The 23941-nt window shown below is 76.2% G+C and carries 20 protein-coding genes; 5 read left to right on the forward strand and 15 right to left on the reverse strand.

The window, feature by feature from the left end:
- Positions 1-178: 178 nt before the first annotated feature.
- The 7 genes from GTY84_RS05485 to GTY84_RS05515 form a co-directional block, all read right to left on the reverse strand.
- On the reverse strand, positions 179-1576 hold the full coding sequence (locus GTY84_RS05485; protein ID WP_202549969.1) for a pyridine nucleotide-disulfide oxidoreductase: 1398 nt from the start codon (positions 1574-1576) through the stop codon (positions 179-181).
- A gap of 67 nt (positions 1577-1643) precedes the next feature.
- Positions 1644-2807 carry an MAB_1171c family putative transporter gene (locus GTY84_RS05490; protein ID WP_161224958.1) on the reverse strand — a complete coding sequence of 388 codons (1164 nt, stop codon included), beginning with the start codon at positions 2805-2807 and terminating at the stop codon, positions 1644-1646.
- Positions 2804-4093: an MAB_1171c family putative transporter gene (locus GTY84_RS05495; protein WP_161224959.1), complete on the reverse strand. Its 1290-nt coding sequence runs from the start codon at positions 4091-4093 to the stop codon at positions 2804-2806. Before GTY84_RS05495 ends, GTY84_RS05490 begins: the two co-directional genes overlap by 4 nt.
- The gene (locus tag GTY84_RS05500) at positions 4090-4707 is read right to left on the reverse strand and encodes a toxin (protein ID WP_161224960.1); all 618 of its coding nucleotides are present in this window, start codon (positions 4705-4707) and stop codon (positions 4090-4092) included. Before GTY84_RS05500 ends, GTY84_RS05495 begins: the two co-directional genes overlap by 4 nt.
- 113 nt (positions 4708-4820) lie before the next feature.
- Positions 4821-6071, reverse strand: coding sequence for an MAB_1171c family putative transporter (locus tag GTY84_RS05505; RefSeq protein WP_161224961.1), 1251 nt, complete (start codon positions 6069-6071; stop codon positions 4821-4823).
- Positions 6072-6732: 661 nt separating this feature from the next.
- Entirely contained in the window at positions 6733-9534 is a 2802-nt protein-coding gene (locus GTY84_RS05510) for a beta-galactosidase (protein WP_161224962.1), read from the reverse strand.
- A 1463-nt stretch (positions 9535-10997) separates the two neighbouring features.
- The gene (locus tag GTY84_RS05515; RefSeq protein ID WP_161224963.1) at positions 10998-11441 is read right to left on the reverse strand and encodes a MarR family transcriptional regulator; all 444 of its coding nucleotides are present in this window, start codon (positions 11439-11441) and stop codon (positions 10998-11000) included.
- An 88-nt stretch (positions 11442-11529) separates the two neighbouring features.
- On the opposite strand from GTY84_RS05515, the gene GTY84_RS05520 reads away from it, so the two are divergent.
- Both GTY84_RS05520 and GTY84_RS05525 read left to right on the forward strand, forming a co-directional pair.
- Positions 11530-12552 (forward strand): NADP-dependent oxidoreductase, encoded by a 1023-nt coding sequence (locus GTY84_RS05520; RefSeq protein WP_161224964.1) that lies wholly within the window; start codon positions 11530-11532, stop codon positions 12550-12552.
- 64 nt (positions 12553-12616) lie between these two features.
- Positions 12617-13537, forward strand: coding sequence for an EI24 domain-containing protein (locus GTY84_RS05525; RefSeq protein WP_161224965.1), 921 nt, complete (start codon positions 12617-12619; stop codon positions 13535-13537).
- A gap of 37 nt (positions 13538-13574) precedes the next feature.
- Here the strand turns inward: GTY84_RS05525 and GTY84_RS05530 are convergent, their stop codons facing one another.
- Positions 13575-14483 (reverse strand): SGNH/GDSL hydrolase family protein, encoded by a 909-nt coding sequence (locus tag GTY84_RS05530; protein WP_161224966.1) that lies wholly within the window; start codon positions 14481-14483, stop codon positions 13575-13577.
- 259 nt (positions 14484-14742) lie between these two features.
- Here GTY84_RS05530 and GTY84_RS05535 point away from each other — a divergent pair, with 259 nt between their 5' ends.
- On the forward strand, positions 14743-15237 hold the full coding sequence (locus GTY84_RS05535) for a DUF3145 domain-containing protein (RefSeq protein WP_161224967.1): 495 nt from the start codon (positions 14743-14745) through the stop codon (positions 15235-15237).
- A 122-nt stretch (positions 15238-15359) separates the two neighbouring features.
- Here GTY84_RS05535 and GTY84_RS05540 read toward each other — a convergent pair whose 3' ends face one another.
- From GTY84_RS05540 to fasR, 5 genes are all read right to left on the reverse strand, one after another.
- Complete coding sequence (locus GTY84_RS05540) at positions 15360-16631, reverse strand: beta-ketoacyl-[acyl-carrier-protein] synthase family protein (protein WP_161224968.1); 1272 nt, start codon at positions 16629-16631, stop codon at positions 15360-15362.
- Between the two features lie 102 nt (positions 16632-16733).
- A complete protein-coding gene (locus GTY84_RS05545; protein WP_161224969.1) occupies positions 16734-16982 on the reverse strand; it encodes an acyl carrier protein in 249 nt (82 codons plus the stop codon).
- Between the two features lie 80 nt (positions 16983-17062).
- Positions 17063-18094, reverse strand: a complete 1032-nt coding sequence (locus GTY84_RS05550; RefSeq protein ID WP_161224970.1) for a ketoacyl-ACP synthase III — start codon at positions 18092-18094, stop codon at positions 17063-17065.
- A gap of 16 nt (positions 18095-18110) precedes the next feature.
- Positions 18111-19046 carry an ACP S-malonyltransferase gene (locus GTY84_RS05555; protein ID WP_161224971.1) on the reverse strand — a complete coding sequence of 312 codons (936 nt, stop codon included), beginning with the start codon at positions 19044-19046 and terminating at the stop codon, positions 18111-18113.
- 89 nt (positions 19047-19135) lie between these two features.
- Positions 19136-20341: a fatty acid biosynthesis transcriptional regulator FasR gene (gene fasR / locus GTY84_RS05560; protein WP_161224972.1), complete on the reverse strand. Its 1206-nt coding sequence runs from the start codon at positions 20339-20341 to the stop codon at positions 19136-19138.
- Between the two features lie 59 nt (positions 20342-20400).
- Here fasR and GTY84_RS05565 point away from each other — a divergent pair, with 59 nt between their 5' ends.
- A complete protein-coding gene (locus tag GTY84_RS05565) occupies positions 20401-21078 on the forward strand; it encodes a pirin family protein (RefSeq protein WP_161224973.1) in 678 nt (225 codons plus the stop codon).
- Positions 21079-21128: 50 nt separating this feature from the next.
- On the opposite strand, the gene GTY84_RS05570 is transcribed toward GTY84_RS05565, so the two are convergent.
- A complete protein-coding gene (locus tag GTY84_RS05570; protein ID WP_161224974.1) occupies positions 21129-21953 on the reverse strand; it encodes a serine hydrolase domain-containing protein in 825 nt (274 codons plus the stop codon).
- A 662-nt stretch (positions 21954-22615) separates the two neighbouring features.
- Between GTY84_RS05570 and GTY84_RS33500 the strand changes: the two genes are divergently transcribed.
- A complete protein-coding gene (locus GTY84_RS33500) occupies positions 22616-23074 on the forward strand; it encodes a MerR family transcriptional regulator (RefSeq protein ID WP_161225378.1) in 459 nt (152 codons plus the stop codon).
- Here GTY84_RS33500 and GTY84_RS05580 read toward each other — a convergent pair.
- Positions 23037-23897, reverse strand: a complete 861-nt coding sequence (locus GTY84_RS05580; RefSeq protein WP_161224975.1) for a DUF4429 domain-containing protein — start codon at positions 23895-23897, stop codon at positions 23037-23039. The genes GTY84_RS33500 and GTY84_RS05580 overlap by 38 nt on opposite strands.
- Positions 23898-23941 lie beyond the last annotated feature (44 nt).

Consider the following 23941-nt stretch of genomic DNA (forward strand, 5'->3'; position numbering starts at 1 on the left):
CCCCCGCCGTGCGGCACCGCCGCCCCGCACCCCCGCCGTGCGGCACCGCCGCCGTATGGCACTCGCACCCCCGCCGTGCGGTACTCCGCACCCCCGCCGGGCAGCCCCCGCACCCCCGCCGGGCAGCCCCCGCACCCCCGCCGGGCAGCCCCCGCACCCCCGCCGGGCAGCCCCCGCCTCACCCGCCCCCCGCCGTCAGCCTCCGCAGCGTCGCGTGTTCCGCCGGGGTCAGCGGGGGGCCGGAGAGCGGGGGGAGGGCGGGGCCCGTGAGGGCGGCGAGCAGCGCGGTGGGACGCAGCAGGCGGGTGGGCGGGGCGAGGAGGCTGGTGAGGTCCCACAGGGCCGCCGCCGCCGGGTAGGAGCCGGTCGCCGCGCGGGTCAGCCGGCGCGCGTACGAGGCGACCAGGCGGTCGGCGGCGCCCGCAGTCCCGCCCCGGGTGTCCGGGTACAGGACGTCCTGGCTGACGGCCATCGCCCACGCCGCGTCCACCGGCCCGGCCATCCGCCGCTGCGCGCGCCGCGCGAGCCCCGGCGCGCCCGCCCCCGCGCGCCGCACCTCCTCGCCGAGAAGCCGCGCCTCCAGCGCGGCCACCGACATGCCCTGCCCGTAGACGGGGTTGAAGGTCGCCAGCGCGTCCCCGAGGACGACGAACCCCTCCGGCCAGTTCCGGGCCCGCTCCAGATGGCGCCGCACATTGCTGGTGCCGCGTCCCACCCGTACGTCGGTCAGCGGTTCGGCGCCGGAGATCAGACGGCCCACGATCGGGTGCGGCAGCTCCCTCGCATAGCGCAGGAACGTTTCGGAATCGGCGGGCGGCTCACCCCCGCGGGTGCCGCCGAGGCTCACCATCCAGCGGTCGCCCTCGATCGGCAGCACCATCCCGCTGCGGCCCGGCCGCCCCGCGTAGGGGTCGGCGTGCAGGACCGTCATCGGGAAGTCCCCGGCGCCCTCCGGCGTCCGGTAGACGCGGGTGGCGTTGACCAGGCCCGCGTCCACCGTGCGGGTCCGCACCCCGGTCACCCCCATCCCGTCCAGCCAGGTCAGCAGGCGCGAGCCGCGTCCTCCGGCGTCCACCACCAGATCCGCGCCGAACACCTCCTCGCCGTCCGCCGTCGCGGCCCGGACCCCGTCCACCCGGCCCGGGGTCCCGGTCGGCCCCAGGACGTCCGCCCGCACCAGCCGCACCCCGGTCCGGCCGAGGACCGCCTCGCGCACCGCCCAGTCCAGCAGCGCGCGGCTGCAGGTGAGCATCCGCGGCCCCTCGTGCCGCCAGCGCCGGAACCAGCCCTCGGGGGTGAGCGCGACCATCCCCGAGCCCAGCGCAACCTCCCGCGCCCCGGCCGCCAGCAGGTGCTCGCGCACGGACAGGCCCGGCACCAGGCCGTCCATCGCGGCCAGCCCCCCGGCCATCAGCAGATGCGCGTGACGGCCCTGCGGCAGGCCCCTGCGGTGCGCCGGACCGTCGGGCAGCTCGTCGCGCTCCAGCACGGTCACCTCGTCCACGGCGGCCGACAGGGCCGCCGCGGCCAGCATGCCGGCCACACCGGCGCCGATGACGACTGCTCTACGGGACATGCGTCTCCTTCGGTCGGGCCCGCGCCGCCGCCCGGCAGCCCGCGGCGCGGGCCGGGTACGGCCCCCGTCAGCCGTGGGCGGCCCTCACGGTACCGTCCCGGTCCGCGCCCGCCGCGGTCACGCCGTCCAGGGCCCGTGCCAGCTCGACGAGTTCACCGGTGCCGGAGACCTCGGTGGCGCGCAGCCGGTGCGTGCTCGGCACGGCGGGCGGCTCCTCCCCGGCGGCGGCCCGGCGGGCGGCGTCGGCCAGCATGGCGGCCTCCCCGGCCGGGCGGGCCAGCCGGTCGGTGCCGCCCGCGCTCAGCACGGCCCCGTGGGCCCGCTCGCGGACCCCGTCGTCGAAGTACGGGGCCAGCGCCAGCAGGGCGTCGTGGATGGACATCTCCCGCCACCGCAGCCGCTCCCGGGGCAACCGCCACCAGGAGTAGGGCTGTTCGGGCGCAGTCGAGGCGAAGCGCACCAGCCGCCACAGCGGGCCGAGCCGGCGGTGCAGGTCCAGCCCCCGCCACTGGGCCCCGGCGGCGGGCAGCAGCCGCGGCAGCACGAATCCGGAGGCACAGGTCAGCGCGGCGAGCGAGGCCATCGGCGGGGCCACCGAGGTGGACAGGAAGTCCAGGTCGTGCCCGGTCCAACGGGCGCCCAGGGCGGTGTACTTGGTGAGCTGGAAGCCCACCACGTCGAGCAGGTTCCCGGCCAGGATCAGCCGCAGCCCGGTCCGCAGCAGTCCGGTGACCTCGCGGCCCCACTTGACGCACACCGCGCACATCGCGAGGGTCGCGGCGCTGTGCCCGGCCAGGTAGAGCACGATCATGACCCGCATGTACGGGGTGTCCGCGTAGTACGTGTCGAGGTCGGTGAGCCGCTCGGTGCGGGTGTCGGCCAGCGCGAACAGCACGACGAGGACGACGCCCAGCAGCGTGTACGCGGCCACGCTGCGCAGCACCCGGCGCCGGACGCGGGCCCTGGAGCCGCCCCGCCAGTTGATCAGCAGCACCAGCAGCGAGCAACTGTAGGCGGACATCATGCAGTACGTCAGCGGGGCGCCGAAGTTCGGTACGCCGGTGAGGCGGTTGACGGTGGCCAGGGTCAGCGGGGCGGAGCAGACGAAGACCAGCGAGCCCAGGAGTATCGCCACGCAGGTGGAGAGCGTCAGACGGGATCGGGGGCGGCGGAACAGCACCAGGCAGGACAGGCCGAAGACCACGGCGGCCAGATAGACCACGAGGCTCACACCGGGGACCTCCGTCCGCTGGGCGTGCGGCGGGGCGGGGGCACGGCGGCCAGCGCGTCCGCGATGCGCACCAGCGCGGTGGCGCCCGGCAGCCGCTCCGGCGCACGCCCGGCCTCCCCGGTGCCGACGGCGGCGGGGACCGCGGCCGGAACGGCGGAGACGGCGACGGCCGCGACGGCGGCGGGGCAGCCCGACGGCAGTCCGGAGAGGGGCAGCGGGGTCCCGGCCGACGGCGCCCCGGGCTCCGGCCGGGCAGCCTCCCCGCCCTCCGCGGCCCGGACCGCCGCCGCCACGACCGCCGCCCAGGCGGCGGCCTCGGCCCGCGCCGCGTCCCCGTCCGCGCGCAGTTCGGCCGCCAGGACCCGCTCGTACAGAGCGCCGTCGACGTACGGGACGAGATGGCTCAGCGCGTTGTGGATGCTGGTCTGGCGCCACATCAGCCGGGTCGACGGCGAGGCCAGCCGGGGCCGGGGCAGCCGCAGCCGGCGACGGGTCAGCACCCCGTCCAGCAGCCGCTCCAGCGGAGCCAGCCGGGCGTACGTCCGCAAGGCCCGGCGGCAGGCGGCGAGCCGCGGCACGATCAGCGGGATCAGCACCCCCGCCACGGTCAGCAGGGCGCTCACCGCCGCCGCCGCCCGGGAGACCCCGGAGGCCAGCACCGACCAGTCCCGCCCGGCGTGGCGGGCCCCCACGGCGGCGAGCTTGGTGACGCTGTAACCGGCGTTGCACAGCGCGCCCGCGCCCAGCGCCAGCAGCCCCACCCGCAGAGCGCCGCCCACCTCCCGGGCCCAGCGCAGCGCCGACACCGCGGTGACCGTGACGGCGGTGAGGTGCCCGGCCAGGTACAGCACGATCATCTGCCCGATGAACGGCGTCGTCGCGTAGTAGGTGTCCAGGTCGGTGCGGCGCTCCACGGGCGCCTCGCCCAGCGCGAACAGCACGGCTATGCCGAGCACCACGAGCGTGTAGGCGCACACCCACCGCCGGGCGACCTCCCGCACCCGGGGCCCGCCCCGCCAGTGGACGATGAGCACCTGCGCGGCGGCGCCGTACGCCGTGATCGACGCGTACGTCAGCGGCGCCGCCAGGTTGGGCACCCCGCCGAGGCGGTTGACGGCGCCGACGGTGGGCGGGGCGCCGAGGAAGAAGCAGAGTCCGGCGAGACCCAGCACCGCGCAGATGGAGCCGAGGTACGGGTCGCGCCGGTGGCGTATCAGGTCCGGCGCCTTGACCGCCAGGCCGAGCCACAGCACGGCGCAGCTCACGTAGTTGACGAGACCGTTCATCCGCGCGGCCCCCGGTAGTGGAGGGCGGCGCCGATCCGTCCCGCGAGGTCCCCGGCCGCGCCGTCGGGCGCGTACACCGGGTCCTCGGAGGACTCCAGCCGGGACCGCAGCCGACGGCCCATCAGCATGCCGAACCGGTCGGCCTCCTGCTCCTCCGCCAGGCTGAAGTCGCTGCGCGCCGCCACCGCCCGGCCCGGAACGGCCGCGCCCCGGACGGGCCGAGCCTCTCCGGCCCGTCCGGATGCCGCCGAGGGCCCACCCGTCCGGCCGCCGCGCAGCCACCCGAGCCGGGGGCGGGCCGCCGCCCCGGCTGCGGCGCGTTCGGCCTCACGGCGGTGGATGTGCCACACCTCGTGGCAGAGGATGACGATCTGGTGCCACACCGCCGCGCGGCGGTCGACGACGATCACGTCCTGCTCCTCGCCCTCGACCCAGAGGCCGCTGGCGGTGTGCGGGGGGAACGTCTCGCGGACGACCACGACCTCCCGGCCCCGCCAGGCGGCGACGGACGCGACGAGGGCGTCGAACAGCACCTCGGGATCGGCCGGTACGGGCACCCGGATCGGGTCGATGAGCGTGTCCGCGAGGCGGCGCATCTGCCTGCTCGTACCCACCGTTTTCTCCTCAACCCCTGCCTTGTCGTTCCTGTCGGTCCCGCCGTTCCGGCGCCGCCCGGCCGGCCGGCGCGTCGCGCGGTTCCCTGCAATATGCCAAGAGCGGCCCCCGGTCAGCCACCTCCGGTGCCCTCCCCGACCCGCACCCCGCGTCTCGGGGCGGCCACCGCGAGCGCCCGCACCATCCGCAGCGCCCCGGGGTCGCCGAGGGCCAGGGAGAGGGCGCCGATCTCGCGGAGCAGCTCCGTCGGGTCGGGGACGTCCTCCGGGTGCCCGGCCGCCCAGCCGTCGTCCGCCCCGCCGCGCGGGCAGTGCCGGGCCCCGACCGCCTCCGTGACCGCCACCGCCGCGGCCAGCGCCCGCGCCCGGTCCGGAGCGAGGCCCAGGCCGCGCGCCGCGTCGTACGAGCGGCGCCGCAGGTCCTCGTCGAGACAGCGGGCGAGCGGCAGCAGCGCGTCCCGGATGTACGTCTCCCGGCGGGTCAGCCGCAGCCCGGCGTCGACGCACGGCGCGTACGGCACCCGCCCGCCGTCCACGGACCGCATCAGCAGGTACAGCGGCCGCAGTTCGCGGTGGGCCCGCCGCACCCGCCGACGTCCGCTCAGATACTGGCCGGCGTGCGGCAGGATGAAGCCGACCGCGATCAGCACGGCGGACAGACAGGCCACCGGCGGCGCCACCTCGAGGTTGAGCCGGTCCAGGTCGTGGCCGGTCCAGCGGGCCACGACGGCGGTCAGCTTGGCGGCGTCGAAGACGAGGTTCATCGCGTACCCGGCGCCCAGGAAGGTCAGCCCCCAGCGCAGCCAGGCGTCCAGGCCGTCGGCGCGCACCCAGTTCCAGATCAGCTTCGAGGTGATCAGCACGGCTGTGGTGTGGGCCAGCAGGTAGAGCAGGATCTCCTCGCGCATGAACGGCGTGTTGGCGTAGTAGGTGTCCAGGTCCAGCCGCCGTTCCACGGGCGCGTCCGCGAGGACGAACAGCACCCAGAGCGCCACGATGACCCCGCCGTAGCCGGAGACCACCCAGCGCATCGCCCGCCGGGTCGCGGCGGAGCGGTCGGACAGCCCGTTGCGCCAGGCGATGATGAGCAGCAGACAGGAGCCGCAGAAGGCGGTCAGCAGCGAGTACACCCAGGGCGCCGAGATGTTCGGCACCCCCGTGACGCGGTTGACCCAGGCGATGGTGGACGGCGCGACGAACACGAACACCGCGCAGGCGAGCAGCAGCAGCCCGCCGACCGCCAGCAGCAGCGGATCGCCCCGGAAGCGGATGATGGCCGGCAGTTTGATCGCCAGGGCGGCGGCCAGGACCGTGGCCGGTATCCACCAGAAGGACGTGTAGAAGGTGCTGAGCGACTGCGTCACCGCGCCGCCGCCTCCCGCCCGCGGGCGCCCGCGCTGGCCATCGCACCCCTTTCCCACCGCACCGCCGCGGCGCCGCCGAGGTTACGCGGCGGCGCCGGAGCGCGGCAGGCCGGAACCGGCGCGGTGACTCATTGCCGCCCCCGGCGCGCGTACCCCGAAAACGCCCCCACCTCCGGTGACCGTCGGGGTGTTACCGCCGGTCCCGTCCGGCGGTACGGCCCGCCCCGGCGTCCGCGCCCGGCCCGGTGGGGCCGCGGGGCGCCGGGGCGGAGCCGCCGGAGGGGTCCCGGACCGTACCAACCGGTCTGGCCGAATCCACCGCCCTCGCGACCGCCCCTGACCCGTCCCGGTTCCTGTCCGGACCCCGCCCGGCCCCTTCGGGATCGTGGCCCGGGATGCGGTGGGGACCTCTCCGGGCCCCGGCCTGGCACCCGGTGCCGGGGTGGTGCCGCTCCCCGCGATCGCCGGGGCCGTACGGCGTGCCCGGTGCCCGGCGCCGCCCGGGCGGCGCGCCGTGCCGCGGGGCCCGGTGCCGCCCGGCCCGATCGCGGCACCGGGTGCCGGGGGCCGCGCCCGGCCGCGGAGGTCCGGAGCGCGGAGGTTCGGCCGGGGCGGCCCGGCGGAGGCACCGGACCCCGGCGGGCCGCTCGCGGCCGCCCGTTCAGGACTCGCGCGCCCCCGGCGACGGCACGGGAGTCACCGGGATGCCGCCCGCCGCGCACCCCAGCAGTTCCAGCCGTGCCGTCCCCGGCCCCGAGGCGGTGTCCCCGTCGGCCAGCACCGCGAGGGCCAGCGTGTTGGCGGCGGCGCGGGTCCGCAGCACGCCGCCCGGCAGGACGAACGTGTGCTGCGCGTGCTCCGGCGGCGCGTCGTTGACGTACTGGCCCAGGTTCCAGCCGTTCAGGAAGATCTGGGCGCGGTAGCGGCGGGCCGGGTCGTCGTCGAGGACCAGGCCCACGGAGGCGTCCACCTCCGGCGGCACGTCCAGCCGGAAGGAGGTCCGGTACCAGGTCACCCCCTGGCGCCGGTCCGCGCGCGGCAGGGCGGCGGGCTCCCAGCCGCCGTCGTCGAGGCCCGGCAGGTGCCAGCCCCGCGACTCCCCGTACAGGCCCCCGTGGTTGAGCGGACCGCGCACCGGGTCGGGCGCCGCCGTGCCCCGCAGCCGCCAGCGCGCCCGCGGCGACGCGCCCTCGAAGGCGGCCGACACCAGTCCGCGCCCCGCCCGGTGGTCCGCCGGGTCGTGCTGGGTGCGGCGGACCAGCACCGACAGGACCGGCTCGGGGGCCCGGCCGCCCCGGCCGCGCTCCCGGTCCCGCTCGAACCGCCGCTGCCGCGCGCGCAGTTCGTCGCGGAGCGCGCCGGGCAGCGGGAAGCGGGCGGTGCCGGTCCAGGTGCCCCGCCCGTCGGGCTCCCGGCCGGTCCGGTGGGTGCCCAGCGGCCTGCCGTCGAGCCAGGCCATGAGCATCCCCTGGGCCCCGGTGGCGTAGGTGAGGGAGACCGCCCCCAGCCCGGCGGCCCCGCCCTCCAGCCGCGCCCGGTACCAGACGTCGCCGTAGAAGAAGCCGTAGTCGTCCGCGAACAGCACGGGTCCCCCGCGCGGCACGGGCGTCGTGCTGTACGAGGTCCGGCGGTCGGCGGCGGTCCAGCCGGAGTCGTCGTATCCGGGCTCCGCCTCCGGGTTCTCCGTGCGCCGCCGCCATCCGTCGAGCGCGGGCAGCACCAGCTCGGGCGCCCCCGGCAGCCGCCAGGTGGCCAGCAGGCTGTGCGCGCGGCTGACGGACGTGGCGACGTCGGCGCCGTTCCAGGTGACGCCGGTGACGCCGCGCGGCGCCCACACCTCCAGGTCCGCCTCCCCGACGGTGTCGCCGGTCAGCCGGACCACCGGGCCGTCCAGGACGGCCTCGCGCAGCAGCGCCGGGCCGTGCACCAGGCCCTTGCCCGTCGGCGTCTCGAACGGCCAGAGCCGCAGCGAGGCCGCCTCGTCCGCGAAGAGCAGGACCAGCGTCCGCTCCGAGTCGCCGCCGCGCACCCGCACCCGGGTCAGCCGGTCCTCGCCGAGCGGCACGGTCACGTGCAGCCGCCCGCGGTCGTAGGCCCAGGCGGCCTCGTCGTCGACCCGGGTCGGCCACGGCTCGCTCGGGCAGTCCACCACCAGCCGGGCCATCTCCCCGGCCCGCCCGGTGAACACGGCGATGTCCAGCCGCCCCACGCCCAGGACGAGCATGGGCTGCACCGTGGCGTACGCCAGCCGCCGCCCCGACCCCAGGTCCAGCCCGGTGGCGAGGAGCCGGGCGTCGTGCGCGGGGACCGTGACCTCGACCCGGTCGCCGCCCATCGGCACCGCCGAGGTGACCTCCCCGGCCGAGTCGTTGCGCAGCACATAGGCGTGCGCGCCGGTGTCCGGGTTGACCAGGTGCCGCACCCGCAGGCGCGGATCGGCGGCCCGTACCCCGGCACCCTCCCGGAGCCGGGTGAGGTCGGGGACGTGCCGCAGCAGGTGCCCGATCTGGTGGAGCGGGACCAGCCGCGCGGTCGGCACCCGGCTCTCCGCGATGCCCGCCGTCGGGTCGTACGTCGGCGTCGGCGCGGACGGCGCGGGCAGCCAGCCCCAGGAGGTGCCGCCGAAGGCGGTGCGCACGGTGTGCACGGCGGCGCCCCGCCCGAGCAGGTCCAGGTGGGCCCGCCGCGCCCCGGCCGCGTCCGGCGCCCGCTCCACCTCGCCGTCCGGCAGCGGCCGGCCGCCGTGCGGCAGCGGTACGTCGATGCCGTCGGCGCGGACCTTCCGGTGCAGATGGTCCAGGTGCCCGCGGTGGACGGGGTCCAGCCGGTAGAGGAGCAGGGTGCCGTCGCCCCGGGTGAACAGGTGCCGGGCGGCGATGGCGTCGACCCGGGACAGCCAGGCGTCCGCGTGCCGCAGATACGCGGCGTCGGCGCGGGCGGCGTCGCCCTCCGCGGCCCCCAGCCAGCCGGGCAGCCCGCCCGCGTCCAGACCCGTGCCGCCGCCGTCGGCGACGGGGAACGGGCCGGGGCGCAGCACGACGTACAGCCCGGTCTCGGCGGCGGTGCGCAGGAACAGGTCCAGATCGCGCACGCCGGTGAAGTCGTGGACGCCCGGCGCGGGGGAGTGCAGGTTCCAGGCCAGCGGGACGGTGACGGCGTTGTGGCCGTGCGCCCGCATCTTCTGCAGCACGTCCCGCCACAGCGAGGGGCTGGGCAGCCGGAAGGGGTGCGTCTCGCCCGACCACAGCGTCAGCCGTCTGCCGTCCACCAGCAGGGAGTGGCGGTCGAAGCCGACCCGGTGGCGCGCCCCGTCCGCGGCGGGCGGGGCTGGGGGCGGCCCGGTGGGCACCGGGCCCGGGGCGGTGGCGGCGGGCCGGTCCGCGCCGCCCGCGCTGCCGCCGAGGGCGAGTCCGAGGGCGGTGGTGCCCGCGAGGGTGCTGAAAACGCGTCTGCTGAGCTCCAAGGGAGCCCTCCCGTTGTGCCTGTGCGTGTGCCGTGCCTGTTTGCTGCCGTGCCGTGCCGTGCCGTGCCGTGCCGTGCCGGTGTCGTGCCTGTGCTCGTCGTGCCTGTCCGCGCCGGTGGGCGCACGGGGGGCGGTGCGGCCGGTGTGCCCAAGAGTGTCCGGACGGCTCGCCGACCGTGCTGCCCCGGGCCGGGCGGACCGCCGTGCCGTGCCGGTCCGCGGCGCGGGACGGACCGCCGTGCCGCCCCATTCTTCCAGCGCGGGACCTCCCGTCCGCACCCACCCGCGCGGGTGCTCCTCCGGAGCCCGGCTTCTCCGGGGCCACGCCGCCGGGCCCGGCGTACCCGCTGCCCGGAGGGTGGCGCCCCGCGTCCGCCTCCCGCCGTGCGGGCGGCTCGCCGACCCGCCCCGGCAACCGGGCGGTCCCCCGCCCCGGATCGCGCGGCCCCGCCCCGGATCGCGCGGCCCCGCCCCGCTCGCCTACCCGGCCCGGCGACCGGGCCTCACCGTCCCCGGCCGTACATGTCGGTGAACCCGGGCCGTCCGCACATCGGTCCGGCCCCGGTTCCCGCCGCCCCGGTCATCGGGTCCGCCGCCCCGGCCGCGGCGCGGCCCCGCCGTCCGCTCTCTCCCGCTCTCGGCCGCCCCGGCGACGTGGCCCCCTGCCGTCCGGCTGTTCGCTTCGTCCGCTCCCGTCGTCACCGGGGCCCGTCGCTCCGGCCGTCCCCACCCGCCGCCCCGGCGAGCCGCCCCCGGTCGGCCATCAGCCGTTCGGGTGATTTTCGGGGCGGAATCCGACCGCCGGGGGAGAGGGGGCCGGACGCACCCCTGGGACCGGGCCGCAGTGGGAGGCCGCCCCGGGCGTCGCTGCTGGGCCAGGGGTGGCAGGGGACCGGGAGACGGCGGGCGCGCAGCCACCGCGCCGGTGGCCCGGCTGCTGCCCGACCTCGCCGCGGCGCACGTCGTGCCACGTCGTGTCCGACCGCACGGCCCCCTGCCGCTCGCACCGTCGCGCCGAGTCGTCTCCGGCCTCACCCCGCCGCGCCCTTCCAGGCCCCGGCCCCTGGGCAGGCCCCGGCCCTCTTCCATGTCCCGCCCCCGGGGCAGGTCCCGGCCCCCTTCCAGGTCCGGCCCCGGGCAGGTCCCGCCCCCGGGCAGGCACTGGCCCCCGGGCAGGCACTGGCCCCCGGGCCCGTCCTTCGAGTCGTGCTCCGCCAAGCAGGCCACCGGCCCCGGGACTCCGCCGAGCCGGCTCAGGTTCCGGCCCCCACCGTGCCCCGGCCCACCGTGCCCCGGCCCACCGTGCCCCGGCCCACCGTGCCCCGGCCCACCGTGCCGCCCCGCCCCCGCGCGCGGCAGCCGCTCGAAGCCCCCGGGCACCCCGGCACCTCCGGGCACCCCGGGCAGGCCCCGGGCACCCCGGCACCCCCGGGCACCCCGGCACCCCCGGGCACCCCACGGGATCAGAACGTGCCGAGCATCCTCCGCAGCGTGTCCCGCAGGGCGATCCGTTCCTCCTCCGACAGCCCGGCCAGCGGCTCCCGCGCGAACCGCAGCGACTCCCGCAGCTCCCGGGCCACGTGCCGGCCCTCCTCCGTCGCCGCCGCCACCTTCACCCGGCGGTCGTCCGGGTCCGGGCGGCGCTCCACCAGGCCGCGCGCCTCCAGCCGGTCCACGATCCCGGTCACGTTGGACGGCTCGCACCGCAGCTTCCGCGCCAGCCTGCGCATCGGCAGCGGCTCCAGCGCGAGCAGGCCCAGCAGCCGCGCCTGGGCACCGGTCAGCGACCGCTCGGCCGCCGCCTCCTCGTAGTCGGCGTGGAAGCGTGCCACCACCTCGCCGATCAGCTCGACGACCTCCAGGGTCAGCGGATCGGGCGGGCGGACGGTGCGGTGCGGTACGGGCATGGGAACCAGGGTACCCAGGTGTTTGACAACCTGAAATGTTCAGACGCATGGTTGTTTCAGTAGCTGAAAGACCCTCGAAAGGCGCCCCATGACCGACTCCCCCGCCCTCCCCGCCGTCAACCGCGAGTGGCACCTCCTCAGCCGGCCCGTCGGCCGCCCCGAGCCCGGGGACTTCGCCCTGGTCGAGGCGGAGATGCCGGTGCCGGGCGAGGGCCAGGTGCTCGTGCGCAACCACTTCCTCTCCGTCGACCCGTACATGCGCGGCCGGATGAGCGCGGCCCGCTCCTACGCCGCCCCCTTCACCCTGGGCGAGGTCATGCAGGGCGGCGCCGTCGGGGAGGTCGTCGCCTCCAACGCCGAGGGCCTGGCCGTCGGCGACCACGTCCTGCACTTCCTCGGCTGGCGGGAGTACGCGGCCCTGGACGCGCGGGGCGCCGTCCGGGTCGACCCGGGGGCGGCGCCGCTCCCGGCCTACCTCGGGGTCCTCGGGATGCCCGGCCTGACCGCCTACGCCGGACTGCTGCGGACCGCCTCCTTCCGGGAGGGCGACGCGGTCTTCGTCTCCGGCGCGGCCGGTGCCGTCGGCAGCCAGGTGGGCCAGCTGGCGCGGCTCAAGGGTGCCTCCCGGGTGATCGGCTCGGCCGGTACCGACGAGAAGGTCCGGCTGCTCCTCGACGAGTACGGCTTCAACGCCGCGTTCAACTACAAGAGGGCGCCGGTGGCCGAGCAGCTGCGCGAGGCCGCCCCCGACGGCGTCGACGTCTACTTCGACAACGTCGGCGGCGAGCACCTGGAGGCCGCCATCGGCTCCCTCAACCGCGACGGGCGCATCGCCGTCTGCGGCATGATCTCCGTCTACAACGACACCGAGCCCGCCCCCGGCCCGCGCAACCTCGTCCGCCTGATCCAGACCCGGGGCCGCATCCAGGGGTTCCTGGTGGGCGACCACGAGGACCTCCGGCCGGAGTTCGTCGCCGAGGTCGGCCGCTGGGTGCGCTCCGGCGAGCTGAAGTACCGCGAGACGGTCGTCGAGGGCATCGGGAACACCCTGGAGGCGTTCCTCGGCCTCCTGCGCGGCGACAACACCGGCAAGATGATCGTCGCCCTCTGATCCCCCGTCACCCGCGCGGACCGTGCCCTCCGGCGGGGTCCGCGCCGCCCGGTAGAGTGCGCGCATGCGTGACCTCGGGGCGGGATTCGGCCATCTTCTCAAGGGCCAGCGGTGGATGGCGCGGCACGGCGGAAGCTACGGCTTCGGGCTGCTCCCGGGCCTGATCACGCTGGTGCTGTACGCGGCGGCGCTGATCGCCCTGGTGCTGTGGGGACAGGACCTCACCACCTGGGCGACGCCCTTCGCGGACGACTGGGCGAGCCCCTGGGGCGGGCTGTTCCGCGGCTTCCTCACCGCCGTCCTGTTCGCCCTCGCCCTGCTGCTGGCGGTGCTCACCTTCACCGCCGTCACCCTGCTCGTCGGCCAGCCCTTCTACGAGAGCCTCTCCGAGCGCGTCGACCGCGACGTGTCGCCGGACGGCACCGCCCCGGAGTCGGAGCTGCCGCTCTGGCGCGAGCTGTGGATCTCGGGCCGCGACAGCCTGCGCATCCTGGTCCGCGCGGCCGTGTGGGGCGTGCTGCTGTTCGCCGCCGGGTTCGTCCCGGTCGTCGGGCAGACCGTCGTCCCGGTGCTCGGCTTCCTGGTCACCGGCTTCTTCCTCACCGAGGAACTGGCCGCCGTCGCCCTCCAGCGCCGGGGCGTCGAACTGCGCGAGCGGCTGGCCCTGCTCCGCTCCCGGCGGACCCTGGTCTGGGGCTTCGGCACCCCTCTGGGACTGGCCTTCCTGGTGCCGTTCGTCGCGGTGTTCCTGATGCCGGGCGCGGTCGCCGGGGCCACGCTGCTCGCCCGCGACCTGCTGGGCGAGGAGACCCGCGAACCCGGCCGCGGCCCGGCCCCGGCCGACGGGGCCGACGGGAACGGCGGACCCGGGGCGGACGGGTCCGTGGACGCCGGCGCCGCCGCCGCCCCGGGCGGTACGGGTCCGGCCGCCGCCCCGGGTCCCGGCACCGTCCCGGGCACGGGCCCCGCCGGCCCCGCGTACTGACCGCCCGCCCGCCGCGGACACCGGCGCTCCCGGCCCGTCAGGGCCCCTTCGCCGTCACCGCCCGGTAGGCGATCTCGGCCAGCCGGGCCTGACCGTCCACGCTCGGGTGGAACCAGTCCCAGCGGCTGAGCTGCCCCGTGCCGAACCGGAAGCCGTGCACCGCGCCCCCGTCGGTGCGGCACTTGTCGTCCTTGGCGCAGACCTCCTCCAGCACCCTGTTGTAGTCCGCCACCCGGTCCCGCACCGTGTTCCGCCGCTGGGTGGCCGCCGCGTCCAGCGCGTCCGCGTCGCCCAGCATCGACGGGCACAGGCCCAGCTTCCACACCTGTTTGCCGAGCGGGTTGGTGCGCCCCTCGGACCACAGCCGCTTGAGGTCGGGCACGCTGACCACGAACACCTGCGCCTTCGGGAGCCGCGCCCGCAGCGTCCGCAGCGCCTCCTCGAACTGCGCCCGGAAGTCCGCCACCGGTGTCATCGCCCCGACCGAGGACCGGCAGGCGTCGTTCGCCCCGGCCATCACCGTCACCAGCTCCGGGCGGTGCGCCGCGGCCCGCTCCATCTGCGCCGGGACATCCGCCATCCGGGCGCCGGTGACCGCGTGGTTCCAGCTCCGCTCGGCCGCCTTCGCGCCCAGCAGCCGCACCGCCAGGCTGTCGACCTCCTCGCTGGAGCCCGTCGCCCAGGACACCTCGGGGCAGTCCGACAGCACCGTGCAGGCGTCGAAGCCGCGCGTGATGGAGTCGCCCACGGCCGCCAGCGACCGGGGGCCGGTGTTCCACGCCGGGGCGGGCGCCGGGGACGGGGCCGCCCGCCGGGTGCCGGACGCGCCCGGGTTCCCGCCCGCCGCGTCGCAGCCGGTCAGCGCCAGGGCGACGACGGCCAGCGCGGCCAGCGCCGCCCGGCCGCGGGCCCGGCCACGCGGTTCCCGTTCCACCACCCGGGCCATGAGCGCCCTCCCTGTCGCCTGCTGCGCCTCCACACTTCCCAACCCATGACACCGCGCCCGGGTTCCCCGGGCCCCCGGTGCGGCGGCTCACACCCGCACAAGCGTCCTGCCGGGTGAACGGCGGCGGTTTCCCGGCACCAGGACCGACGGTACGTCACACTCCTTGCGCCGTCGCACGGTAGCCTCGCCATCAACGCGGTCGGCCCGGCCGCGGCCGTTCCACCCGTTCCGAGATGTCCCGCTCAGCCCGGAGGTTCCGGTGACGACACGTGGAGTCCTGTACGTGCACTCCGCGCCGCGCGCGCTCTGCCCGCACGTCGAGTGGGCCATCGCCGGGGTGCTCGGCACCCGCGTCGGCCTGGACTGGATCCGGCAGCCCGCCGCCCCCGGCACCTGGCGCTCGGAGTTCTCCTGGCAGGGCCAGGCCGGCATCGCCTCCAAGCTCGCCTCCGCGCTGCGCGGCTGGCAGATGCTCCGCTTCGAGGTCACCGCCGAGCCGTCCGCCGGCCACGAGGGCGAGCGCTACAGCTGCACCCCCGCCCTCGGCATCTTCCACGCCGTCACCGGCGTCCACGGCGACATCCTGATCCCGGAGGACCGGCTGCGCGCCGCCCTGGCCCGCGCCCGCGGCGGCGAGACGGAGCTGGAGGGCGAGATCGCCAAGCTCCTCGGCAAGCCCTGGGACGACGAGCTGGAGACCTTCCGCCACGCCGGTGAGGGCGCCCCCGTCCGCTGGCTCCACCAGGTCGTCTGACCCGCCGCCGCGCCGCCCCGCCGCCCCGCCGCTCGGGATCCCGGGCCGCCGCGCACCCGCCGACGCCGACGGCCCGGCCCCCGAGGGGGGCCGGGCCGTCGGCGTCGGCGGGGGCCGGGGCGTCACACGGTGCGGAACGCCAGCACCACGTTGTGGCCGCCGAAGCCGAAGGAGTCGTTCAGCGCGGCGATACGGCCCTCGGCGGGCAGCGCCCTGGGCTCCCCGCGCACGATGTCGGCGGTGGCCTCGGCCTCCGGATCGATGGTGTCGACGTTGATCGTCGGCGGAGCCAGCCGGTGGTACAGGGCGAGGATCGACGCCACCGACTCCACACCGCCCGCACCGCCGAGCAGGTGACCGGTCATCGACTTGGTGCCGGAGACGGCCATGTGGTCGACGTGGTCGCCGAAGACCTTGCGCAGCGCCTTCAGCTCCGCGATGTCACCGGCCGGCGTCGAGGTGGCGTGCGCGTTGACGTGCACGATCTCGGCCGGGTCCAGGTCGGTGCCGTCCAGCAGGCTCTGCAGGGCGTGCGAGATGCCGCGGCCCTCCGGTTCGGGCTGCACGATGTCGTGGCTGTCGGCCGAGATGCCCTGGCCGACGGCCTCCGCGTAGACGCGGGCGCCGCGCTCGGCGGCGTGCTCGGCGGACTCCAGGACGATGACGCCGGCGCCCTCGCCGAGGACGAAGCCGTCCCGGGCCACGTCCCAGGGACGGGAGGCGCCCTGCGGGTCGTCGTTGTTCTTGGACATCGCCATCATGTTGCCGAAGGCGGCGATGGGCAGCGGGTGGATCGCCGCCTCCGTGCCGCCGGCGACGACCACGTCGGCACGGCCGGAGCGGATCATCTCGATGGCGTAGCCGATGGCCTCGGCGCCGGAGGCGCAGGCGGAGACCGGCGTGTGCACGCCCGCCCGGGCGCCCACGGCCAGGCCCACGTTGGCCGAGGGGCCGTTCGGCATCAGCATCGGCACGGTGTGCGGGGAGACGCGGCGTACGCCCTTCTCCTTCAGCACGTCGTACTGGTCGAGCAGGGTCGTCACGCCGCCGATGCCGGAGGCGATGACCGTGCCGAGGCGGTCGGGGTCGATGCTGCCGTCCTCGCCGGCCTTGGCGGTGAATCCCGCGTCCTTCCACGCCTCCCGGGCGGCGATCAGCGCGAACTGCGCCGACCGGTCCAGGCGGCGGGCCTGCGGCCGGGGAATGACCTCGGTCGGGTCCACGGCGGCCGTGGCGGCGATCCGGACGGCCTGGTCGGCGGCCCAGTCCCGGTCCAGGGGCTTGACGCCGGACCGGCCGGCCACCAGCCCCTCCCAGGTCGAGGCTGCGTCGCCACCCAGCGGTGTGGTTGCGCCGATACCGGTGACGACCACGGTGCGATTGGTCGGGCTCACGGGAATTCTTTCTCCAAAGGAAACGGATTCGAACGGCGCCACCGCCGGGTGGCGGGGCAGTTCAGCCCGGCACCCGGGCGTCGTGCCCGGGTGATCGGACGATCAGGCCTGGTGCTTGAGGATGTAGTCGGTCGCGTCACCGACGGTCTTGAGGTTCTTGACGTCCTCGTCGGGGATCTTCACGTCGAAGCGCTCCTCGGCGGCGACGACGACCTCGACCATGGACAGCGAGTCGACGTCCAGGTCGTCGGTGAAGGACTTGTCCAGCTGGACGTCCTCAACCGGGATACCGGCGATCTCGTTCACGATCTCGGCGAGACCGTCGACGATCTCCTTCTGAGTGGCGGCCATGGTGGCGCTCCTTCGTAGTGTTCCAGAGGTGTGGCGGTGTGGTGCTCCGTCCCGGACCGACGTGGTCCGGGACGGCGTGCCTAGGGGAGAGTAACGACCGTCGCGGCGTAGACGAGACCCGCCCCGAAGCCGATGACGAGGGCGGTGTCCCCGCTCTTCGCCTCGCCGGTCGCCAGGAGCCGCTCCATCGCGAGCGGGATCGAGGCGGCCGAGGTGTTGCCGGTGGTGCGGATGTCACGGGCCACCGTGACGTGCTCCGGCAGCTTCAGCGTCTTCACCATCGAGTCGATGATCCGCACGTTGGCCTGGTGCGGGATGAAGACGTCCAGGTCGTCCGGGCTGATCCCGGCCGCGTCCAGCGCCTGCTGGGCGACCTTCGCCATCTCGAACACGGCCCAGCGGAACACCGCCTGGCCCTCCTGCGTGATAGCAGGAAACTTGATGTTGCCCTCGCGGTCGAGGGGCAGCTCGGAGACGTCGCCGATCCGGAAGCGGTCCCAGGGGACGGTCTGCTTGATCGTGTCGGCCTTGTCGCCCTCCGAGCCCCACACGGTCGGGCCGATCTCGGGCGTGGTGGACGGGCCGACCACGACCGCGCCCGCCCCGTCGCCGAAGAGGAAGGCCGTGGCCCGGTCCTCCAGGTCGGTCAGGTCGGACAGCCGCTCCACGCCGATCACCAGGACGTACTCCGCCGAACCCTCGACGATCAGGCCCTTGGCCAGCGTCAGCCCGTAGCCGAAGCCCGCGCAGCCGGCCGAGATGTCGAAGGCGGCGGCCTTGTCGGTGCCCAGCCTGTCCGCGATCTCGGTGGCCACGGCCGGGGTCTGGCTGAAGTGGGAGACCGTGGAGACGATCACGGCACCGATCCGGCGCGCGTCGATCCCGGCGTTGGCGATGGCCTTGCCGGACGCCTCGACGGACATCGTGGCGACGGTCTCCTCGGGCGAGGCCCAGTGCCGCGTCTCGATGCCGGAGCGCGAGCGGATCCACTCGTCGGACGAGTCGATCGTCTCGAGGATCACCTCGTTGGGCACCACCCGGGTCGGGCGGTAGCCGCCCACACCGAGGATGCGCGCGTACGGGGAACCCTTGCTGGGCTTGATCTTCGACATGGTCTCCGGCTCCTTGTCAGGCGTGCTCGGCGACGAGCGCACGGGCCGCGTCGAGGTCGGCGGGGGTCTTGAGGGCCAGGGTCTTCACCCCGGGCAGCGCGCGCTTGGCCAGACCGGTCAGGGTGCCGCCGGGGCACATCTCGATCAGGGCGGTGACGCCGAGGCGCTGGAAGGTCTCCATGCACAGGTCCCAGCGGACCGGGTTGGCGACCTGGCCGACCAGCCGCTCCAGCACCTCGGCGCCGGTGTCGACGGCCCGGCCGTCCTTGTTGGAGACGTAGGTGACCTTCGGGTCCGCCGGGGCGAGGGCCGAGGCCGCCTCGGCGAGCCGGTCCACCGCGGGCGCCATGTGGTGGGTGTGGAAGGCACCGGCCACCTTCAGCGCGACGACCTTGCGCACGCCCTCGGGCTTGTCCTCGGCGAGGGCGGCGAGCTGCTCCAGGGTGCCGGCCGCCACGATCTGGCCCGCGCCGTTCACGTTCGCCGGGGTCAGGCCGAGCCGCTCCAGGTGCGCGACGCTCACCTCGGGGTCGCCGCCGAGCAGCGCCGACATGCCGGTCGCGGTGACCGCGGCGGCCTCGGCCATGGCCAGGCCGCGACGGCGGACCAGGGTGAGCGCCTCGGTCTCGCCGAGGACGCCCGCGAGGACGGCGGCGGTGATCTCGCCGACACTGTGACCGGCGACGGCGTCCGGTGTGACCGTCCCGTCGGACGCGCCCGGCAGTGCACCGAGCGCCGAGGCCGACAGCAGGCCGGCCGCGACCAGCAGGGGCTGGGCGACGGCCGTGTCGCGGATCTCGTCCGCGTCGGCCTTGGTGCCGTAGTGGGCGAGATCGAGTCCGATGGCGTCCGACCACGCGGCGACACGGTCTGCGGCGCCGGGAAGGGCGAGCCAGTCAGTCAGGAAGCCGGGCGTCTGGGCACCCTGGCCGGGAGCGACGAGTACGAGCACTCTCACACTCTCTCTTGAGGACGGCCCGGGCCGCCCGTGAGGACAGGGACGAAGAACACGAAGGGGTTTTGTTGGACCCCGACAAAAGCCTAGGTCTGCGGATCTCCATCGGCCAGACGCCCCAGGATGAGCGCGATCCGCAGGGTGAACGCAGACCGTACATCAGAGGGCGACCAACCGGTGACGTCAGTCACACGTCGGAGCCGGTAGCGCACGGTGTTCGGGTGAACGAAGAGCATCCGGGCAGCGCCTTCGAGGCTGCTCGCCTGCTCCAGATAGACACTGAGCGTTTCCAGCAGCGCGGCGCCGGCCTCTTCCAACGGTCTGTAGATCTCCTCCACCAACTGCTCGCGGGCGGAGGGGTCCGAGGCGATGGCGCGCTCCGGCAGCAGATCGTCCGCCAGCACCGGCCGCGGCGCGTCCTGCCACGCGACGCACGCCTTCAGCCCGGCGGCGGCGGCCTGCGCGGACCGGGTCGCGGCCAGCAGGTCGGGCACCACCGGACCGGCCACCACCGCGCCCGCCGCGAACGGGCCGATCAGCGACTTCGCCACGGCCAGCGGGCTGTCGCTGCCCCCCGCGATCACCACCAGCCGGTCCCCGAGGACCCCGGTGAGCACCTGGAGCTTGGCGTGCCGGGCCGCGCGCCGGATGGCCTCCACGGTCAGCTCGGAGTCCCCGTCCGGGGCGGTGCCCAGCACCACGCACACATGGTCCGGCGAGTTCCAGCCGAGCGCCGCCGCCCGGGAGACGGCGCCCTCGTCGGCCTCGCCGCTGAGCACGGCGTTCACCACCAGGGACTCCAGCCGCGCGTCCCAGGCGCCGCGCGCCTCGGCGGCCTGGGCGTACACCTGGGCGGTGGCGAAGGCGATCTCCCGGGCGTAGACCAGCAGCGCCTCGCGCAGCACCGATTCGTCACCGGGGGCGGCGACCTCGTCGATGGCGGACTCCATCACCTCGATGGTGGTCCGCACCATCTCCACGGTCTGGCGCAGGGTGATCGCCCGGGTCAGCTCGCGGGGCGCGGTGCCGAAGACGTCGGTGGAGATGGCCTGCGGGGTGTCCGGGCGGCGGAACCACTCGGTGAAGGCGGCGATGCCCGCCTGGGCGACGAGCCCGATCCAGGAACGGTTCTCCGGGGGCATGGCCCGGTACCACGGCAGCGTCTCGTCCATCCGCGCGATGGCCTGCGCGGCGAGCGATCCGGAGGACTTCTCGAGTCGCCTCAGGGTCGCGGCATGCGGGTGCGGAGCGCGCGCGGCGGGGTCTGGCTTGCTGGTCTCGGGTTCGGGCACGGGGACAAGACTGCCTTATCCGGACGGCCGATCGTGCCGCCGGGTCTACGGTGGGGCCCGTGACGGACATTCGGCGCGCCGACGAGCGCTATCCCGGGGGCGACGCGGCGGCGGGCATCGTGTCGCGCCACGCCTTCTCCTTCGGCCCCCACTACGACCCCGGCAACCTGCGGTTCGGGGCGCTGATCGCCTGCAACGAGGAGCGGCTCGCGCCCGGCGCGGGCTTCGACGAGCACCCGCACAGCCACACGGAGATCGTCACATGGGTGGCCGAGGGCGAGCTGACCCACCGGGACAGCGCCGGCCACGAGACGGTCGTCCGGGCCGGTGACCTCCAGCGGCTCAGCGCGGCCGGCGGGGTCCGGCACGTGGAGCGCAACGACGGCGCGGCGCCGCTGACCTTCGTGCAGATGTGGCTGGCCCCGCGCGAGAGCGGCGGCGAGCCGTCCTACGAGGTGGTCCGGAACGCCGCCGGCCGCACCCCGTACGCCGTCCCCGGCGCGGACTCGGTGCTGCACGTGCGGCGCCCGGCGGCGGGGGAGGAGGCGGAGGTCCCGGACGCGGCGCGGGTCTACGTCCACGTGGTGCGCGGCAGGCTGCGCCGGGACGGCGCGGAGCTGGCCGAGGGCGACGCGCTCCGCCTCACCGAGCCCCGGGGCGTGCGGCTGCAGGCGCTGACGGACGCGGAGCTGCTGCTCTGGGAGATGCCGCCGGAGCCCGGACCGCGCCTGCCGTAGGGGGCCCGTCCGGGCCTGCCCCGGGGAGCGCGGGTGCCCGCCCGGTGGGGTCAGGCCGCGCGCAGCTCCGCGAGGACGGCGTCGGTGAAGGGGGGCCAGGACTCGGCGGCCCAGGGACCGAAGGGGCGGTCGGCCAGGGCGGCGCAGGCCGCGCCCGCGACGGGGTCGATCCACAGGAAGGTGCCCGCCTGGCCGAAGTGGCCGAAGGTCCCCGGCGAGGAGGCGGCGCCCGTCCAGTGCGGGGACTTGCCGTCGCGGATCTCGAAGCCCAGGCCCCAGTCGTTGGGGCTCTGGTGGCCGTAGCCCGGCAGCACGCCCTTGGTGCCCGGGTACTGCACGGTCATCGCGGCGGCCACGGTGCGCGGGTCCAGCAGCCGGGGCACCTGCACCTCGGCGGCGAAGCGCAGCAGGTCCTCGACGGTCGAGACGCCGTCCTTGGCGGGGGAGCCGTCCAGCGAGGTGGAGGCCATGCCGAGCGGCTCCAGCACGGCCTGGCGGGCGTACTCCGCGAACGGCATCTCCGCCGCCCGCGCGATGTGCTCGCCGAGCTGCTCGAACCCGGCGTTGGAGTACAGCCGGCGCTCCCCGGGCGGCGCGGTGGTCCGGTGCTCGTCGAAGGCGAGGCCGGAGGTGTGCGCGAGCAGGTGGCGCACCGTCGACCCGGGCGGCCCCGCGGGCTCGTCCAGGTCGATCGCTCCCTCCTCGTGGGCGACGAGGGCGGCGTAGGCGGCGAGCGGCTTGGTGACCGAGGCCAGCGGGAACCGCCGTCCGACGGGGCCGTGGGTTCCGGCGACGGTGCCGTCGGCGCGCACCACGCCCGCCGCGGCGGTGGGCACGGGCCAGTTCTCGATCGTCGCGAGGCTCTTCAGGGACATGCCGTGAGCCTATGGCCTTTCCTCCGGTGCCCGGCGCCGCGGGCCCCGGCACGCGTCGCCCCGGCCCCGCCGCCCGGCACCTCCCGGCCCGCCCGGCGCCCCGCCGTTCGGCCCCGCCCGCGCCGGGCGCGCGCCGCCTCCCTCCTCCGCGCCGGGGCTCGGCCCGCACGGGGTTCCCCGGCCGCGCCCGCGCCGGGTGCGTACGGCCTCCGCGCGGGGTGTCTCCGCACGGCTGCCCGTACGCGCCCGGTCCCGCCCGAGGGCGGCCCGGAGGGCACCGCCCCCGGGCGCGAGGGGCAGCCGCCCGAAGGAAGGGGCCGACGGCCTCGGCAGCGCACCGCCCCCGGGCGCCAGGGGCAGCCCAAGGGAGGTCCTAGCGTGGGGACATGACCGTGACCCAGACCGCTCCCGGGGCGCCCGCCCGCCCGTCCCAGGACCCGCCCGTCCCGGACTCGCCCGTCCCGGACTCGACCGCCCAGGACCCGACCGCCCCGGATCCGACCCTCCAGGACTCGACCGCCCCGGATCCGACCGCCCAGGACCCGGCCCTCCCGGATCCGACCGCCCCGGCCCCGGCCGGTCAGGACCCGGCGGCCCCGGACCCGCCCGCCCGGACCGCCCCGGACCCGGCGGCCCAGGAGGGCGCGCGGGGCGCGGGCCCGGTGGACACCGGTCCGGACGACCCCTGCGCCGTCGTCGTCCGCGGCCGTCCCCGCCCCCAGGGCGCGGGCCACCACACGATCGGCGAGGCCGCCGCCTTCACCGGGCTGAGCGTGCACACCCTGCGCTGGTACGAGCGGATCGGCCTGATGCCGCAGGTCGACCGCTCCCGCACCGGGCAGCGCCGCTACACCGACCACGACCTGGACTGGCTCGACTTCGTGACCAGGCTGCGCCTGACCGGCATGCCGGTCGCCGACATGGTCCGCTACGCCGAGCTGGTGCGCGAGGGCGACGACACCTTCCCGGAGCGCCGCGAGCTGCTGGAGTCGACCCGCCGCGACGTCCTCGCCCGAATCGCGGAGCTGCGGGACACCCTCGCCGTGCTCGACCACAAGATCGGTTTCTACGGGGCCGGCGCGGCTACAGCTCCGCCAGCAGCTCCGCCTTCTTCGCGCTGAACTCCTCGTCCGTCACCAGCCCCGCCGAGTGCAGTTCCCCGAGGTGGCGGATGCGCTCCGCGACGTCGGCCGGGTCGCGCCGGTGTGCCGGGACCGGCACCGGCGCCTTGGCGGGCCCCCGGTGGCGCACCGCGGCCAGCACCGCCGCCGCGAACGGCAGCGACTCGTGAACCGGCCCGTAGCCCAGTCCGAACAGCACGGCCGCCGGGTCCTGGTCGGCCTGCGCGGCCGTGGTGGTGCCGTCGCGCGGCAGCAGCCGCAGATGCCCCTGGAGGCGCTCACCGGGCGAGCACCACTCCACCCCGCCCAGCTCGCTCACGGCGAAGCTCTGGTCCCCGGCCTTCCACTTCGCCGACGACGCCCCCGTCCAGGACCACCGGAAGGACACCGCCGTCCCGTCGAAGGACGCCTTCCCGTCGTACGCCTTGAACCGGCGCGGCGCCTCCGGCGCGGCCACCAGATGGCGCTCGGCGGGCCCGGACGCGGAACCGGCCAGCGCCGCCCCCAGCTCCCCGGCCCAGAACCCGGCGAGGGACTCCCGCTCGGCGGGCAGCACCAGCCGGTACGGGTCGCAGCCGTCCTGGAGCTGCCCGGCCGCGGCCTCCATCAGTGGATCGGCGCCGGGGCGCGGCAGGGCGCGCAGCACGACGGTGCCGCGCCTGCCGGGGGCGAGGGTCACCCCGGTGAGGGCCTCCAGCGGCACGCGGCGTTTCCCCAGCGCCTGGAAGAGCCTGGGTGTCCGAATCCCCCGTTCGTAGCGGATGAGCACGGAGTCGGATTCGAACTCCCAGGCGGCGTGAAATCCGGCCAGTACGTCACCCATGCGGCTCATCGTATGCGGCGGGCGCCGCCACGTCCCCTTTCCGG

The organism is Streptomyces sp. SID8352, from assembly GCF_009862265.1.
Taxonomy (GTDB): domain Bacteria; phylum Actinomycetota; class Actinomycetes; order Streptomycetales; family Streptomycetaceae; genus Streptomyces.

Coding starts and splice junctions, on each gene's coding strand:
- GTY84_RS05485 (WP_202549969.1), bottom strand. CDS start 1,576: ATGTCCCGTAGAGCAGTCGTCATCGGCGCCGGTGTGGCCGGCATGCTG.
- GTY84_RS05495 (WP_161224959.1), bottom strand. CDS start 4,093: ATGAACGGTCTCGTCAACTACGTGAGCTGCGCCGTGCTGTGGCTCGGC.
- GTY84_RS05515 (WP_161224963.1), bottom strand. CDS start 11,441: ATGCCCGTACCGCACCGCACCGTCCGCCCGCCCGATCCGCTGACCCTG.
- GTY84_RS05520 (WP_161224964.1), top strand. CDS start 11,530: ATGACCGACTCCCCCGCCCTCCCCGCCGTCAACCGCGAGTGGCACCTC.
- GTY84_RS05525 (WP_161224965.1), top strand. CDS start 12,617: ATGCGTGACCTCGGGGCGGGATTCGGCCATCTTCTCAAGGGCCAGCGG.
- GTY84_RS05530 (WP_161224966.1), bottom strand. CDS start 14,483: ATGGCCCGGGTGGTGGAACGGGAACCGCGTGGCCGGGCCCGCGGCCGG.
- GTY84_RS05545 (WP_161224969.1), bottom strand. CDS start 16,982: ATGGCCGCCACTCAGAAGGAGATCGTCGACGGTCTCGCCGAGATCGTG.
- GTY84_RS05550 (WP_161224970.1), bottom strand. CDS start 18,094: ATGTCGAAGATCAAGCCCAGCAAGGGTTCCCCGTACGCGCGCATCCTC.
- GTY84_RS05570 (WP_161224974.1), bottom strand. CDS start 21,953: ATGTCCCTGAAGAGCCTCGCGACGATCGAGAACTGGCCCGTGCCCACC.
- GTY84_RS05580 (WP_161224975.1), bottom strand. CDS start 23,897: ATGGGTGACGTACTGGCCGGATTTCACGCCGCCTGGGAGTTCGAATCC.